The sequence below is a fragment of the Sphingopyxis sp. KK2 genome (assembly GCF_001990265.1).
Taxonomy (GTDB): Bacteria; Pseudomonadota; Alphaproteobacteria; order Sphingomonadales; family Sphingomonadaceae; genus Sphingopyxis.
Map to the genome: position 1 here is coordinate 1 of NZ_LYVN01000122.1, position 12,504 is coordinate 12,504.

Sequence of the window (12,504 nt, forward strand, 5' to 3'; positions counted from 1 at the left end):
GGAGAGGGAAGGGGCCCGCCGGCAAAGCCGGTGGGAAGGGTGAGGGTGGTTTGCCGCTAACGCGCTATTCCGCGCTCACCACATAGGTCACGCGATATTCGCTGCGGTCGCCGTTCAGCGTCCGGGTGAAATTCCCCGCCCTTGGTTCGAGGTCGATCGTACCGATGATATCCGCGCCGCCGACATCGTCGTCCTCGAGCACCTGCACCGTCGTGTTGCCGTCGAAGGCATAGCTGCGCGGCACCGCCCAGCGCTGGCCCTTCTTCATCGTGTAGCTGTCCTTCTTCGACTCGGGAAAGCGCGTCTCGCCGCCGAAGCGCAGGAACAGCTGGTCGGGCAGGCCGAGATAGCCCGTCACCTTGACGCATTCGATCACGATATCCGACACGCGGTACTGGCCGCCGCGGGTCGGGGTGCCGTCGGCGCTCGGCGCCAGCAGCCGCGCGATCGCATCGGAGGCGTCGGATGCGTAGCGGCCGTCGGGAAATTCCGACAGATAGGCGCTGAAGGCGCGCACGCTGCTTTCGGCGAGCGCGCCCTTCCAGAAAATCTCTTCGCTCGCGGTGCGGTCACCCGTCGGCACGGCCGGAGCCGCAGCGACGAGGGTCGGCACGGTACGCGGCACCAGATAGACGGGGGTTCCGGTGATGCTCGCGCTGACGAAGGGGCGCTGGTTGCCGCCCGTCGCGGCGAGCACGTCGTCGCGGATCGCGCCGCCCAATAATTGCACGGGCAGGTCGGGTTCGGGCAGCCGCCGCGCGAGGGCGAGCGCAAAAGGGCTGTTCGCGCCGGTGCCGTCGCTTGCGGTCTGCCCCGGTGCGGCGGCGAAGATGACGAGCACATCGTCGGCCTCGACCCCCGCCATGCCGCGCGCGACCGCGCGCGTGCCCGACCGCCATTTGCTGCCGAAGGGATTGTTGCGGCATGCATCGAGCACGACCATGCGGATTTGCGCGCCCGACACCGCCTCCATCAGCCGGTTGAGCTCGATCGCCTCATAAGGGAGGTCGAGGTCCGATTCGAGCTTCGCGTCGGTCGGCAGCAACCAGTTCTTGCCCTGCGCCTCGATGCCGTGGCCAGCGAAATAGACCATCGCGACCTCGGCGCCGTCGGCCTTGGCACGGAAATCGCGCATCGCGCCCTGGAACGCTCGATTGTCGAGGTTGCTGGCGGTGACGACGTCGAAGCCCGCCGCCTTTGCGGCGTCGGCGACGATCCGGATGTCGTTGGGCGGATTGGTGAGCGCGCTGGCGTTGGCATAGGCGGCATTGCCGATGACCAGCGCGACCTTGCGCGCTTCGGCTCCGGTCGGGGCGAGGAACATCAGGAAGGTCAAAAGGGGTAGAAAGAAACGCGTCATCTCGCTCTCCTTTCGTCGTCAGGTCGCGCGCGCGGCTCCATATTCGACCCAGCCGAAGGGGCGCGGCGTTTTGGGCATATACATCGCGCCCTGCCGCTCGACCGCGAAGCCCGCCGCGGCATAGGCGTCCGAAATCGGGCGGGTGAGGTGGCAATTGCCGCCGATGCGCTTCCAGACGGGTTCGATCCGCCGCTGCCATTTCGCGACACCGGCATCGGGCGCGCCGCCATGTTCGAGAAAGAGCGCGGTCCCGCCGGGTTTGAGCACGCGGCGGATTTCGGCGAGCACTGCCTTCTGCTCGGCGACCGAGCAGAGGGTGAAGGTCGTCACCACCGTGTCGAAGCGTCCGCTTTCGAACGGCATCGCCTCGCCGACCCCGCCCTGGATATCGGCGTCGATCCCGTGCGCCGTCGCCGCGGCGCGGCTCATCGCGAGCAATTCGGGCGAGGGGTCGAGTCCGGTGAAGCTCGTCACGCGCTCGGGCACGTAGAATTCCATGTTGATGCCGCCGCCGCAGCCCAGTTCGAGTACATCGCCCGCCGCATGCGGCACGACCTTGCTGCGCGCCTTCATGATCTGCCCCTGCGAACAGGCGCATTTGATCAGGCGCGGTACTCCGTGACGTTCCCACCAGCTGGCCATGATGGCACACTCCCCTTGGCGTGCAGCCTGTCCCTTGCTAGCGCGATTGGCAACACCCATCTGTGCGATCCGCCACAGGGAAAGAAAGACCGACATGCCCGCGACCCACGAAACCAAGATGCTCATCCTCGGCTCCGGCCCCGCGGGCCTGTCCGCCGCCATCTATGCCGCGCGCGCGGGCATGCGTCCGATCGTGGTGCAGGGCCTGCAGCCCGGCGGCCAGCTGACGATTACCACCGACGTCGAGAACTATCCCGGTTTCGCCGAGGTGATCCAGGGACCCTGGCTGATGGAACAGATGACCGCGCAGGCGACGCATGTCGGCACGAGCATGATCTGGGACACGATCGTCGACGTCGACCTGTCGCAGCGCCCGTTCAAGCTGACCGGCGACGGCGGTGATGTCTACATCGCCGAAACGTTGGTGATCGCAACCGGCGCGCAGGCGAAGTGGCTCGGCGTGGAAGGCGAGCAGGAGCTCGGCGGCAAGGGCGTCTCGGCGTGCGCGACCTGCGACGGCTTCTTCTATCGCGGCAAGAAGGTCGTCGTGATCGGCGGCGGCAACACCGCGGTCGAGGAAGCGCTCTACCTCACCAACCACAGCGACGATGTGACGCTGATCCATCGCCGCGACCATCTGCGCGCCGAGAAGATCCTGCAGGACCGCCTTCACGCCAACCCGAAGATCAAGGTGTTGTGGAACAAGAAGGTCGACCGCTTCGTCGCGGGCGACGGCGTGTCGGGGCTCGTCGGGGTCGACCTGATCGACACCGTCACCGGCGAAGCGAGCCACGAGCCGACCGACGGCGGCTTCGTCGCGATCGGCCACAGCCCCTCGACCGAGCTGTTCAAAGGCAAGCTGCCGCTCGACGCCGACGGTTATCTGGAGGTCACCCCGGGGACGTCGCTGACGAGCATCCCGGGCGTGTTCGCGGCGGGCGACGTCACCGACAAGGTGTACCGCCAGGCGGTGACCGCGGCGGGCATGGGCTGCATGGCCGCGCTCGATGCCGAGCGGTTCCTGGCCGAGGCCGAATATAAGGCGCTGGTGGAGGCGTAAGCAATCCGACGACGACCCTCACCCTTCCGGCGCTTCGCGCCTCCCTCCCTCTCCCGATGGGAGAGGGAAGGGGCTCGCCGGCAAAGCCGGTGGGAAGGGTGAGGGTCGTTAGTTCGGTTTCAGCGCGGCCAATATCCGCGCCGCGAGCCACTCGCCATCGTCGCCGGCAAAACTGTGCGAAGGGCTCGTCAGCCGCTCGACGCGGATCGACCCCGGGTTTGCCGCGATATGTGCGAGCGGTTTCGCGAGCTTTTCCATGAAGGCCTGCGCGGTGCGGTCGCCCGTCGCGAGCAGGATCGTCACCGGACAGAACATCTCCGCGAGCGTCGCTTCCAGCTCGTCGGCGAGGCTGCCGAAGGCAGGCGGAGCGGGTTTTCGGCCCATCGCCGACAGTCCGCGCGCGAGCTTCTTCAAATCGATCTCGCCCCTGACCAGCCGGATCAGGCTCTTCGGGTCCTTCAGCCGCGACAGGTAGCGCGAGCGGATTGCCGATGCGGGGGGCAGCGCGGGTTCGTCCGCTTCGCCGTCGTCGGCGCACGCGTCCTCATAGGTCCACGGGTTGGCAAGGATCAGCCCGTCGAGCTGCAGCGGCTGGTGCAGCAGCAGCGCGCTCGCGGCGTCGCAATTGCCGAAGGCCACCACGCGCGTCATCTGCGGCGCGGCGTCGCGGAAGGCCGCGATCGCGGCTGTAACGTCGGGGCCGCTCGAGCGGTAGCCGCCATTGTCGCCCTCGCTGTCGCCGATGCCGCGGCGGTCGAAGCGGAACACGGGATGTCCGGCTTCGGCGACGCGCTGCGCGAGCATCGCCATGCCGCGATGCGCGCCGCTGCGGATTTCGTTGCCGCCCGAGACGATGAGCAGGCCCGTCGAACCCGGCGCGTCGTCGAGCGTCGCGGCGAGCGCCGCGCCTTCGCAGGCGAAGCTCAGTTGATGCCGCATATCGCGCTCCATGAAGCGATATCGTCGGCGATCGCCTCGGCCATCGCCGCATCCTCGCCGGGCTCGGCGCGCAGCCACAGCGGCGTGCCCGCGATGCCGTCGGCGCCAAGCGCGACGCTGCGCAGCGGCTCGATGGGCTGGACCTCGGCGCTTCCCAACCCGGCGATCATCGCGGGCGACAGGCGGTTGCCCGCGAGCAGCAGCGGTTCACGCTGCGCCGTCTCGGTCAGGCTTTCGAGCGACGATGTCACCCCCGCCTCGCGGTCGGCCGAGACGCGCGCGCGGATCAGGGTGCGCAGCAGCGACGCCCCGCCGACCGGCGCGAGCCGCCACCAGCCGGCGGCTTTGACCTGGTGATCGATCAGGCACCCGCCGCGTAGCGATGCGACAAGCAGTGGCCCGTCGATGTCGGCTGCAACTTCGGCCAGCGCCGCCTGCCACCCTGCAAGGTCGACATGCTCAAGCGGGACCAAGCTCTCATTTTGCCCCGGCAGGTCGGGCATGATTGCGGCAAAACCCTGTGCCGCGAGCGCGCGCATAGCGAGCACCAGCGTGCGGCGCGTGCGGTTCGCTTCCTCGAACAGCGGCGGGACGATCAATATGGTGGCGCGCGATGCGCCGGCGGGCTCGATGCGCAGATGATGTTCGCCCATGCGTGCGCCCGATAGACCTCAGTCGGTCACTTTGCGCAACGAGAAGGCGAGCAAATTGCCGTAGGTTTCGAAAATCTCGCCATCGATCTCGTCGTCGTCGATGATGATGCCGAGGCGGTCTTCCATCTCGGTCAGCACCGTCGCGACCGCCATCGAGTCGAATTCGGGCAGTTCGCCGAACAACCCGCTGTCTTCGGTCAGCGCGGCGGCGCGTGCTTCGCCGAGGCCGAGAATGTCGGCGAGCAGCGCGCGGAGCGTCGCATCTACAGTGGCGGGGGTATCGGTCATCGCGTCCTCACTCGCGCCCCAGTTTCGAGCGCGCAAAAGCCTTTATCGCGGGTCCCCATGCCGCGATGCGCGCCGGATTGAAAGCCTCCAATCGCCACAGCGGTTCGTGCCGATTCATCCAGTCCTTCTTGTACCCGTCGTTGCCGGTGCCGAAATCGACGCGCTTCACATGATCGACCTCGATCACATGACGAAACAGCGCCGCCGACAACAAGGTTCCGGGCGAGGCCTTCAGACTGTCCTCGACATGCGCGAGCTTGTGGATGAAGGCGGTGCCGTCCTCGACCGTCCAATATTGCGCGGCGACGGGGATGCCGTCGATCCGCGCGATGCCCATGCGGAAGGTGCCGCGACCGCTCTCGCTCTCGGCAAAGGCGCGCAGCAGCGCGGGGTCGCCTTCCTCGGGCTTCCAGCTTGCGGCATAGATGGTCTCATAGGCGGCCCAGCTGCCGGGGTCGAAGGCGGTCAGGAGCTGGATATCGACGACGCCCTTCTTCGCCTTGCGCTTGACGGTGTTCTTGAGCGCGCCGGGGCGGCTGTCCCACCAATCGTCGTGCGTCAGCCCCGAAAGGTCGAGCCAGTGGCTGTCGCCGGCGGGGGTCGCCTTGACCCACCAGCCGGCGGCGCGGAGCGCGGCCGCAAGATCGGCCTCTGCGGCATCGGGCACCGGATAGAGCGTCAGCCGCGCGGCCTTTTTCCTGAGCTTCGCGAAGAGCTGGCGCAGCGCCGCGGCGCGGTCGCCCTCGCCGGTGAAGAGCGGGCGGATCGCAAAGCTGTACCAGTTGGCGAGCCCGCTCAGCTGGCCCGGCCGGTCGCGGCGTAGCGACAGCCATGCCGTCACGCCGCCTGCCGTGCCCGATGCATCGACGCGGCCTTCGCCGGCAAAGCCATGCGCGGCAAGCAGGTCGAACCAGGCGGAGCGGTCGAACGGCGAAGCGGGGCCGCCCGCACGCGCGTCGGCAGGCAGCCCCGCTTCATCATTAGCGCGATGTTCACCGTTCCCTTGCATAGGCTGGCGCTCTATCACCCAGTCCTAAAGAACCGATGACTGAACCTCCAAGCCCGACGTCGCGCCCGATCGACCATCTCGCCCTTTGCGGCGCTAGCGATGCGCCCGCGTTGCTGATCGGCGACAAGGTCATATCGTTTGCCGAGCTTGACGCCAGCGTCGGGCGGCTGGCGTCGTGGTTGCTCGAACAGGCAGGCGGGCCCGGCGAACGCGTCGCGAGCTGGAGCGCGAAGACGCGTCTCGCCTGCCTGATGCCACTCGCTGCCGCGCGCGCGGGGCTGATCCATGTCCCGGTCAACCCGCTGCTGAAAGCGCCGCAGGTCGCGCATATCCTGGCCGACAGCGGGGCGAAATTGCTCGTTACCAATGCGGCGCGCGGCGACACGCTCGGCGAGGGCCTGCCCGACGAATGCGCGGTGCAGGATTTGAAGATCGCCGAGGAAGTGATTGATTCGGGGGGGCAGGGGTTGCCCCCGTCGCTTGCCGAGCCCGATGATCTTGCCGCGATCCTCTACACCAGCGGCTCGACCGGGCGGCCGAAGGGGGTGATGCTCAGCCACGCCAATCTGTGGCTCGGGGCGGAGGCGGTGGCGTCCTATCTGGAGATCGTGCCGGCGGATCGCGTGCTCGCGGTGCTGCCCTTGAGCTTCGATTATGGCCAGAACCAGCTGCTCTCGACCTGGTTTGCGGGGGCGGCGGTCGCGCCGCTCGACTATCTGACCCCGCGCGACGTCGTGAAGGCGGTCGCGCGCCATGGCGCGACGACGCTCGCAGGGGTGCCGCCGCTTTGGGTGCAACTCGTCGAAAGCGACTGGCCCGCCGAGAATGCTGCGCATCTGAGGCGGCTGACCAACAGCGGCGGGGCGCTGACGCCGTCGCTGATCGACGCGATGCGTGCGACCTTCCCGAACGCGGCCATCTATCCGATGTACGGGCTGACCGAGGCGTTCCGCTCGACCTGGCTGCCGCCCGCGCTCGTCGCCGATCACCCCACCTCGATGGGCCGCGCGATCCCGCACGCCGAAATCCTCGTCTGCCGTCCCGACGGCACGCTCACCGCCGATGACGAACCCGGCGAACTTGTCCATTGTGGGCCGCTCGTCGCGCAGGGCTATTGGCAGGATGAAGAGCGCACCGCGCAGCGCTTCCGGCCCGCGCCCGCGGTGTCGGCCTATGGCGGCATGGCGGTCTGGTCGGGCGATACGGTGCGCCGCGATGCCGACGGGCTGCTCACTTTCGTCGGGCGCGACGATGCGATGATCAAGACCGCGGGCAACCGCGTCAGCCCGACCGAGGTCGAGGATGTCGCGATCGCGTCGGGCCTGATCTTCGAGGCGGTGGCGTTCGGCGTGCCCGACGAGCGGCTCGGCGCCGCGATCATTTTGATCGTGCGCGGCAAGGGGGAGGGCGATCCCGACGCCTTGACGGCGCATCTCAAGGCGAACCTGCCCAATTTCATGCAGCCGCAGGCGATCGAATGGCGCAGCGAATTGCCGCGCAATCCCAATGGCAAGCTCGACCGCGTCGCGATCGCCGCAGACTGGAAGGTGGCGGCATGAAACCGCATGGTCCGATCCCCCCCGGCTTTGCCGCCGATACCGACGGCATGCTGCTGATCGGCGGCCAGCGCGCCGACGAACTGGCCGAGGATGCCGGTGACACGCCGCTCTTCGTTTATGATTCAAAGATGCTGACGGCGCGCGTCGCCGAATGGCGCGCCGCGATGCCGCCCGAGGTGCAGCTTCATTATGCGATGAAGGCGAACCCCTATGGCCCGCTGCTCGGCCATATGGCGATGATGGTCGACGGGCTCGACGTCGCGTCGGGCGGCGAGCTCAAGGCCGCGCGGACGAGCGGCATGGCGACCGGGCACATCAGCTTCGCGGGGCCGGGCAAGCGCGACAGCGAGCTGGAACATGCGATCAAGGTCGGCGCGACGCTCAATCTCGAATCGGCGGGCGAGGCCGAACGCGCGCTCGCGATCGGCGCGCGGCTCGGCATCGTCCCGCGGCTCGCGGTGCGCGTGAACCCCGACTTCGACCTCAAGGGATCGGGCATGAAGATGGGCGGCGGCGCCAAGCCCTTCGGGGTCGATGCGTCCGAAGTCCCGGCGCTGGTCAAACGCCTGCTCGATGCCGGCGCCGACTGGCAGGGTTTCCATATTTTCGCGGGATCGCAGGCACTTGATGCGACCGCCATCGCCGATACGCAGGCGCAGACGGTCGCGCTCGCGGCGCGGCTCGCCAACGCGATCGGCGCGGTGCCGCCGCTCGTCAATCTCGGCGGCGGCATGGGTGTACCCTATTTCCCCGGCGACAGCGCGGTCGATGCGAAGGCGGTGGGCGACGCGCTCGCGGCGACGCTCGCCGCGCGCGACCCGATGCTCGGTGCCAGCCGCTTCGCGATGGAACTCGGCCGCTGGCTCGTCGCCGAGGCGGGGGTGTATCTCACCCGCATCGTCGACCGGAAAATGAGCCATGGCGAGACCTTCCTCGTCACCGATGGGGGGCTGCACCACCAGCTCGCCGCGAGCGGCAATTTCGGCACTGTGATCCGGCGCAACTATCCGATCGCGCTGGCAAACCGTTTCGGGGCGGAACCCGTCGAGACCGTCTCGGTCGTCGGCTGCCTCTGTACCCCGCTCGATCGCCTCGGCGACCAGGTCGCGCTGCCGCGCGGCGAGGTCGGGGACCTGGTCGCGATCTTCCTAGCCGGAGCCTATGGCGCCAGCGCCAGCCCCGCTAACTTCCTTGGGCAGGGACCGGCGAGGGAGATGCTGGTCTGATTTCCTTCTCCCTTGATGGGAGAAGGATACGCAGCCTTATCGCGAAGCGATTAGGCGCAGTTGGATGAGGGCGATGGTGCGTCCTTGCACCATTGTGTCAGACCGAAAGCTCACCCCCTCCGCTGCGACTAGGAAGCAAGCGTGCAAGTCTCGCTGTCTCCTCCATCAAGGGGGAAGGAAGGGAATGCGATTTCTGTCCCGTATCGGAACAGATCGCGACAAGCGGGGAGCAAAGCTAGCCGACTACTAACGGTATGTTCACCCTTTTCCGCCATCGCTGATCCTGACGCATTGGCTTCCGCCCAGGGCATTTAGCTCGCGATGGGGCCCTTGCCGCAGGAAAGGTGATAGCATGATGACGTCGTTTCCCGCCCTTCGCGCCGCGCGCGTGGCTCTGGTTTCGGGTATCGCCGCGACCGCGCTGACCGGCTGCATGGGCGGCGGCGGTGCGGCGCCGCAGCTGCCCAGCGCGACCTTCGTGCAGAACCAGGAAGGTCCGGGCGAGGAATATATCATCGGTCCGCTCGACGAGCTGCAGATCTTCGTGTGGCGCAACCCCGAACTCGGCGGCAAGGTGCAGGTGCGCCCCGACGGCCGTATCACCACCCCGCTGATCACCGACATGCCGGCGGTTGGCAAGACCCCGACGATGCTGCAGCAGGACCTCAAGCTCCAGCTCAGCCAATATATCACCGACCCGATCGTCAGCGTCATCGTCACCAGCTTCAACAGCACCTTCTCGCAACAGGTGCGCGTCGTCGGCGCGACCGAAAAGCCCGCGTCGATCCCGTTCCGCGCCAATATGACCGTGCTCGACGCGATGATCGCGGTCGGCGGCCTCGGCGAATATGCCGCAGGCAACAAGGCGCGCCTCGTCCGGTACGACAAGGGGTCGGGCAAGCAGCATGAATATGGGCTGCGCCTCAACGACCTCGTCAAGCGCGGCGACATCAAGGCGAATGTCCGGCTCCAGCCGGGCGACGTGATCATCATTCCCGAAAGCATGTTCTGACCCGCGAACCCGCACCGCTGACCAGATTGCCCCCCGAAACTTAGGGATCAAGACGAGACAATGAACGGCCTTTACGACGAATTCCGGGTGGCGCTGCACAGCGTCTGGACGCGCCGCTGGCTGGTTCTCGCCGTCGCCTGGGGGATCTGCATCCTCGGCTGGCTGGCGATCGCTTCGATCCCCAACCGTTATGATTCGCGCGCGCGCCTGCTCGTCGACATCAACGAGATCGTCCCCGCCGACGCGCAAAGCGGCCCCTATGCCGACCGCGCGCAGATCGACCAGATTCGCGAGACGCTGACCAGCGCCCGCAACCTGGAGAAGGTCGCGGTGACCACCGGTATGCTGCCCGCGGGCGCGGGCGAGCGCGAGAAGGCCGGCGCCGTCGCGATGCTGCAAAAGAATATCAAGGTCGTCCCGCAGCAGGAAAATATCTTCGAGATCACCTCGTCGATCGGGGTCGGCAGCCTGTCCGACGCCGACAATGCCAAGCTCGCGAGCGGTGTCCTCGACAGTCTGATCACCGTGTTCCGCGACGAACAGCTGCGCGGCGGCCGGATGACCGCGCGCGAGGGGTTGAAGTTCCTCGACGCCCAGCTCGCCGACCGCGAAAAGGCGCTGGGCGAGGTCGAGGCGCGCCGCGCCGCCTTCGAGGCGAAGAATATCGGCCTCATCTCCAGCGGCACCGGCTCGCCGGGCCAGCGGATCGATGCCGCGCGCGCCGAACTCGGCCAGATCGAAACGCAGCTCGCCGCAGCGCAGGGCTCGCTCGCGGCGGCGAACGGCCAAATGGCCTCGACCCCCGCGACGATCAACGTGCCCGGCATGGGGGGTGTCGGCGGCGGCGTCGCACGCCAGCAGCTGGCGGGCGCGCAGAACGAGCTGTCGTCGATGCGCGCGCGCGGGCTGACCGACGCGCACCCCGACGTCATCGCGCTAAAAAGCCAGATCGCCTCGTTGAAAGCCATGGCCGACCGCGAAGGCGCGGGCGGCGGTGGCGGCGGCAATACGCAAAACCCGGCCTATGCGACGCTGCAGGCGATGCGCGCCGAGCGTCAGGCGACCGTTGCCGCGCTGTCGTCGCGCAAGGCGCAGCTGACCGCCGACATCAACCGCATCACCACCGCGCAGATCCAGAACCCCGGCGTCGCTGCCGAATATGAACGGATCAACGGCGAATATACGGCGCTGAAAGCGCAATACGACCGGCTGATGGCGCAGCGCGAACAGGTGCGCATGCGCGGCGAGGTCCAGACCGAAACCGACGCGATCAAGATCGAACTGCTCGATCCGCCGACGAAGCCGACTGCGCCCGCGGCGCCGAACCGCCCGCTGTTCCTCGCGCTCGTGCTGTTCGCTGGCATCGGAGGGGGTATCGGCACCGCGTTCGGCCTCGGCCAGGTGCGCACCAGCTATGCCACCGCGGCGAAGCTCGAACGCGCGAGCGGCCTGCCGGTGATCGGTTCGATCACCGAGGTCGTGACGCCCGATCGCCACGCCGATCGCAAGAAGAAGCTCGTCTGGCTCGCGGGCGGCAGCGGCGCGCTGGTGGCGCTGTTCGTGCTGCTGCTGATCGCCGAATTCGTCCAGCGCGGCATGGTCGCGTGACGGGGGACAAGAAAATGAACGACCACCGCCCCATCAAGCGCACGCCCTCGCTGCTCGAACGCGCCGCCGACATGTTCGGTACCGACCCCGCCGCCGGTGCGCCGACGATCGACGTATCGGGCCTGCCCGACGAGCCGGTGCGCAAGGGCAAGCCGAAGAAAAAGGCCGAGCCCGAAACGCCGGTGACGCTCGAAGCCGAGATCCTCGACCCCGTCGTCGAGGCGGCGCCCGCGGTCGAAGCCGCGCCCAAGCCGTCGCCGCGCAAGGATATCGCGCGTGCCGCGCCCGCCGTGGTGCCGAGCCGCCAGGGAACGATCGATCGCGAGCGGCTCGCCGCGCGCGGCATGATCGTGCCGGGCGCCCCGGTTAGCGGCATTTCCGAAGAATATCGTATCGTGAAGCGCGAGCTGATCCGCAATTTCGCGGGCGCCGGCAACCGCCCGGTGCTGCCGCGCGGCCACCGCGTGCTGATCGGGTCGGCCAATCCGGGCGAGGGCAAGACCTTTTCGGCGGTCAACCTCGCGCTCAGCCTTGCGGTCGAGACCGATCACGACGTGCTGCTGATCGACGCCGACATCGCCAAGCCGAGCGTGCTCGAAGCGCTGGGGCTGGAAAACGGTCCGGGGCTGATGGACGCGCTTGCCGACCCGCATCTGCCGCTCGGCGACTGCCTGATCCAGACCGACATCGCGGGGCTGAAGGTGATGCCCGCGGGCACCCAGCACACGCACGACACCGAACTGCTCGCCTCGGCGCGGACCGAGGCGCTGCTCGCGCAGCTCGAAGCCGGCGCGCCGGGCCGCATCGTCATCCTCGATTCGCCGCCGGTGCTCGCGGCCTCGCCTGCCGCGGTGCTTGCCGGCCATGTCGGCCAGCTGATCATGGTGGTGCGCGCCGACGAAACGCTCGAATCGGCGCTGCGCGACGCGATCGGCCTGATGGGCGCCTGCCCGCATATCCAGCTGCTGCTCAACGGCGTCAAATATTCGCCGGGCGGCCGCCGCTTCGGCACCTATTATGGACAAGGAGGCGCCTGACCATGCGCACCACTCTCCCCCGCGCGCGTCATGGCGTCATGACGCTAGCCGCGCTGCTTCTCGCGGGCATCACCTTCAGCCCCGCGATGTCGGTCTGGATCAGGCAGTCGC

12 protein-coding genes are annotated in these 12,504 nt (G+C 67.9%); 6 read left to right on the top strand and 6 right to left on the bottom strand.

The window, feature by feature from the left end:
• Positions 1 to 64: 64 nt before the first annotated feature.
• Both B1A78_RS16890 and B1A78_RS16895 read right to left on the bottom strand, forming a co-directional pair.
• The gene (locus B1A78_RS16890) at positions 65 to 1,360 is read right to left on the bottom strand and encodes a caspase family protein (RefSeq protein ID WP_083734257.1); all 1,296 of its coding nucleotides are present in this window, start codon (positions 1,358 to 1,360) and stop codon (positions 65 to 67) included.
• 18 nt (positions 1,361 to 1,378) lie between these two features.
• Entirely contained in the window at positions 1,379 to 2,002 is a 624-nt protein-coding gene (locus B1A78_RS16895) for a class I SAM-dependent methyltransferase (RefSeq protein ID WP_077148085.1), read from the bottom strand.
• Between the two features lie 94 nt (positions 2,003 to 2,096).
• Between B1A78_RS16895 and trxB the strand changes: the two genes are divergently transcribed.
• Positions 2,097 to 3,062 (top strand): thioredoxin-disulfide reductase, encoded by a 966-nt coding sequence (gene trxB / locus B1A78_RS16900; protein ID WP_077148086.1) that lies wholly within the window; start codon positions 2,097 to 2,099, stop codon positions 3,060 to 3,062.
• 108 nt (positions 3,063 to 3,170) lie between these two features.
• Here trxB and B1A78_RS16905 read toward each other — a convergent pair whose 3' ends face one another.
• Genes B1A78_RS16905 through B1A78_RS16920 form a run of 4 tightly spaced genes read right to left on the bottom strand, consistent with a single transcriptional unit; the run spans position 3,171 to position 5,951 of the window.
• Positions 3,171 to 4,001, bottom strand: coding sequence for a hydrolase 1, exosortase A system-associated (locus B1A78_RS16905; protein ID WP_077148093.1), 831 nt, complete (start codon positions 3,999 to 4,001; stop codon positions 3,171 to 3,173).
• The gene (locus B1A78_RS16910) at positions 3,986 to 4,654 is read right to left on the bottom strand and encodes a hypothetical protein (RefSeq protein ID WP_077148087.1); all 669 of its coding nucleotides are present in this window, start codon (positions 4,652 to 4,654) and stop codon (positions 3,986 to 3,988) included. The genes B1A78_RS16905 and B1A78_RS16910 overlap by 16 nt, the downstream gene beginning before the upstream one ends.
• 18 nt (positions 4,655 to 4,672) lie before the next feature.
• Positions 4,673 to 4,942: a phosphopantetheine-binding protein gene (locus B1A78_RS16915; RefSeq protein WP_077148088.1), complete on the bottom strand. Its 270-nt coding sequence runs from the start codon at positions 4,940 to 4,942 to the stop codon at positions 4,673 to 4,675.
• A 7-nt stretch (positions 4,943 to 4,949) separates the two neighbouring features.
• A complete protein-coding gene (locus tag B1A78_RS16920) occupies positions 4,950 to 5,951 on the bottom strand; it encodes a GNAT family N-acetyltransferase (protein ID WP_077148089.1) in 1,002 nt (333 codons plus the stop codon).
• A gap of 35 nt (positions 5,952 to 5,986) precedes the next feature.
• Between B1A78_RS16920 and B1A78_RS16925 the strand changes: the two genes are divergently transcribed.
• From B1A78_RS16925 to B1A78_RS16945, 5 genes are all read left to right on the top strand, one after another.
• Positions 5,987 to 7,510, top strand: a complete 1,524-nt coding sequence (locus B1A78_RS16925) for an acyl-CoA ligase (AMP-forming), exosortase A system-associated (RefSeq protein WP_077148090.1) — start codon at positions 5,987 to 5,989, stop codon at positions 7,508 to 7,510.
• Positions 7,507 to 8,736 carry a pyridoxal-dependent decarboxylase, exosortase A system-associated gene (locus B1A78_RS16930; RefSeq protein ID WP_077148091.1) on the top strand — a complete coding sequence of 410 codons (1,230 nt, stop codon included), beginning with the start codon at positions 7,507 to 7,509 and terminating at the stop codon, positions 8,734 to 8,736. The genes B1A78_RS16925 and B1A78_RS16930 overlap by 4 nt, the downstream gene beginning before the upstream one ends.
• A 355-nt stretch (positions 8,737 to 9,091) precedes the next feature.
• A complete protein-coding gene (locus B1A78_RS16935; RefSeq protein WP_077148094.1) occupies positions 9,092 to 9,748 on the top strand; it encodes an XrtA/PEP-CTERM system exopolysaccharide export protein in 657 nt (218 codons plus the stop codon).
• A 60-nt stretch (positions 9,749 to 9,808) separates the two neighbouring features.
• The gene (locus B1A78_RS16940; protein ID WP_077148092.1) at positions 9,809 to 11,356 is read left to right on the top strand and encodes an XrtA system polysaccharide chain length determinant; all 1,548 of its coding nucleotides are present in this window, start codon (positions 9,809 to 9,811) and stop codon (positions 11,354 to 11,356) included.
• A gap of 14 nt (positions 11,357 to 11,370) precedes the next feature.
• Entirely contained in the window at positions 11,371 to 12,393 is a 1,023-nt protein-coding gene (locus tag B1A78_RS16945) for an AAA family ATPase (RefSeq protein ID WP_077148095.1), read from the top strand.
• Positions 12,394 to 12,504: the final 111 nt, after the last annotated feature.

Excerpts from the sequence above, each read along its gene's own strand:
- trxB (WP_077148086.1), top strand. The coding sequence starts at position 2,097 with ATGCCCGCGACCCACGAAACCAAGATGCTCATCCTCGGCTCCGGCCCC.
- B1A78_RS16930 (WP_077148091.1), top strand. The coding sequence starts at position 7,507 with ATGAAACCGCATGGTCCGATCCCCCCCGGCTTTGCCGCCGATACCGAC.
- B1A78_RS16905 (WP_077148093.1), bottom strand. The coding sequence starts at position 4,001 with ATGCGGCATCAACTGAGCTTCGCCTGCGAAGGCGCGGCGCTCGCCGCG.
- B1A78_RS16910 (WP_077148087.1), bottom strand. The coding sequence starts at position 4,654 with ATGGGCGAACATCATCTGCGCATCGAGCCCGCCGGCGCATCGCGCGCC.
- B1A78_RS16895 (WP_077148085.1), bottom strand. The coding sequence starts at position 2,002 with ATGGCCAGCTGGTGGGAACGTCACGGAGTACCGCGCCTGATCAAATGC.
- B1A78_RS16915 (WP_077148088.1), bottom strand. The coding sequence starts at position 4,942 with ATGACCGATACCCCCGCCACTGTAGATGCGACGCTCCGCGCGCTGCTC.
- B1A78_RS16920 (WP_077148089.1), bottom strand. The coding sequence starts at position 5,951 with ATGCAAGGGAACGGTGAACATCGCGCTAATGATGAAGCGGGGCTGCCT.
- B1A78_RS16935 (WP_077148094.1), top strand. The coding sequence starts at position 9,092 with ATGACGTCGTTTCCCGCCCTTCGCGCCGCGCGCGTGGCTCTGGTTTCG.
- B1A78_RS16940 (WP_077148092.1), top strand. The coding sequence starts at position 9,809 with ATGAACGGCCTTTACGACGAATTCCGGGTGGCGCTGCACAGCGTCTGG.
- B1A78_RS16890 (WP_083734257.1), bottom strand. The coding sequence starts at position 1,360 with ATGACGCGTTTCTTTCTACCCCTTTTGACCTTCCTGATGTTCCTCGCC.
- B1A78_RS16925 (WP_077148090.1), top strand. The coding sequence starts at position 5,987 with ATGACTGAACCTCCAAGCCCGACGTCGCGCCCGATCGACCATCTCGCC.
- B1A78_RS16945 (WP_077148095.1), top strand. The coding sequence starts at position 11,371 with ATGAACGACCACCGCCCCATCAAGCGCACGCCCTCGCTGCTCGAACGC.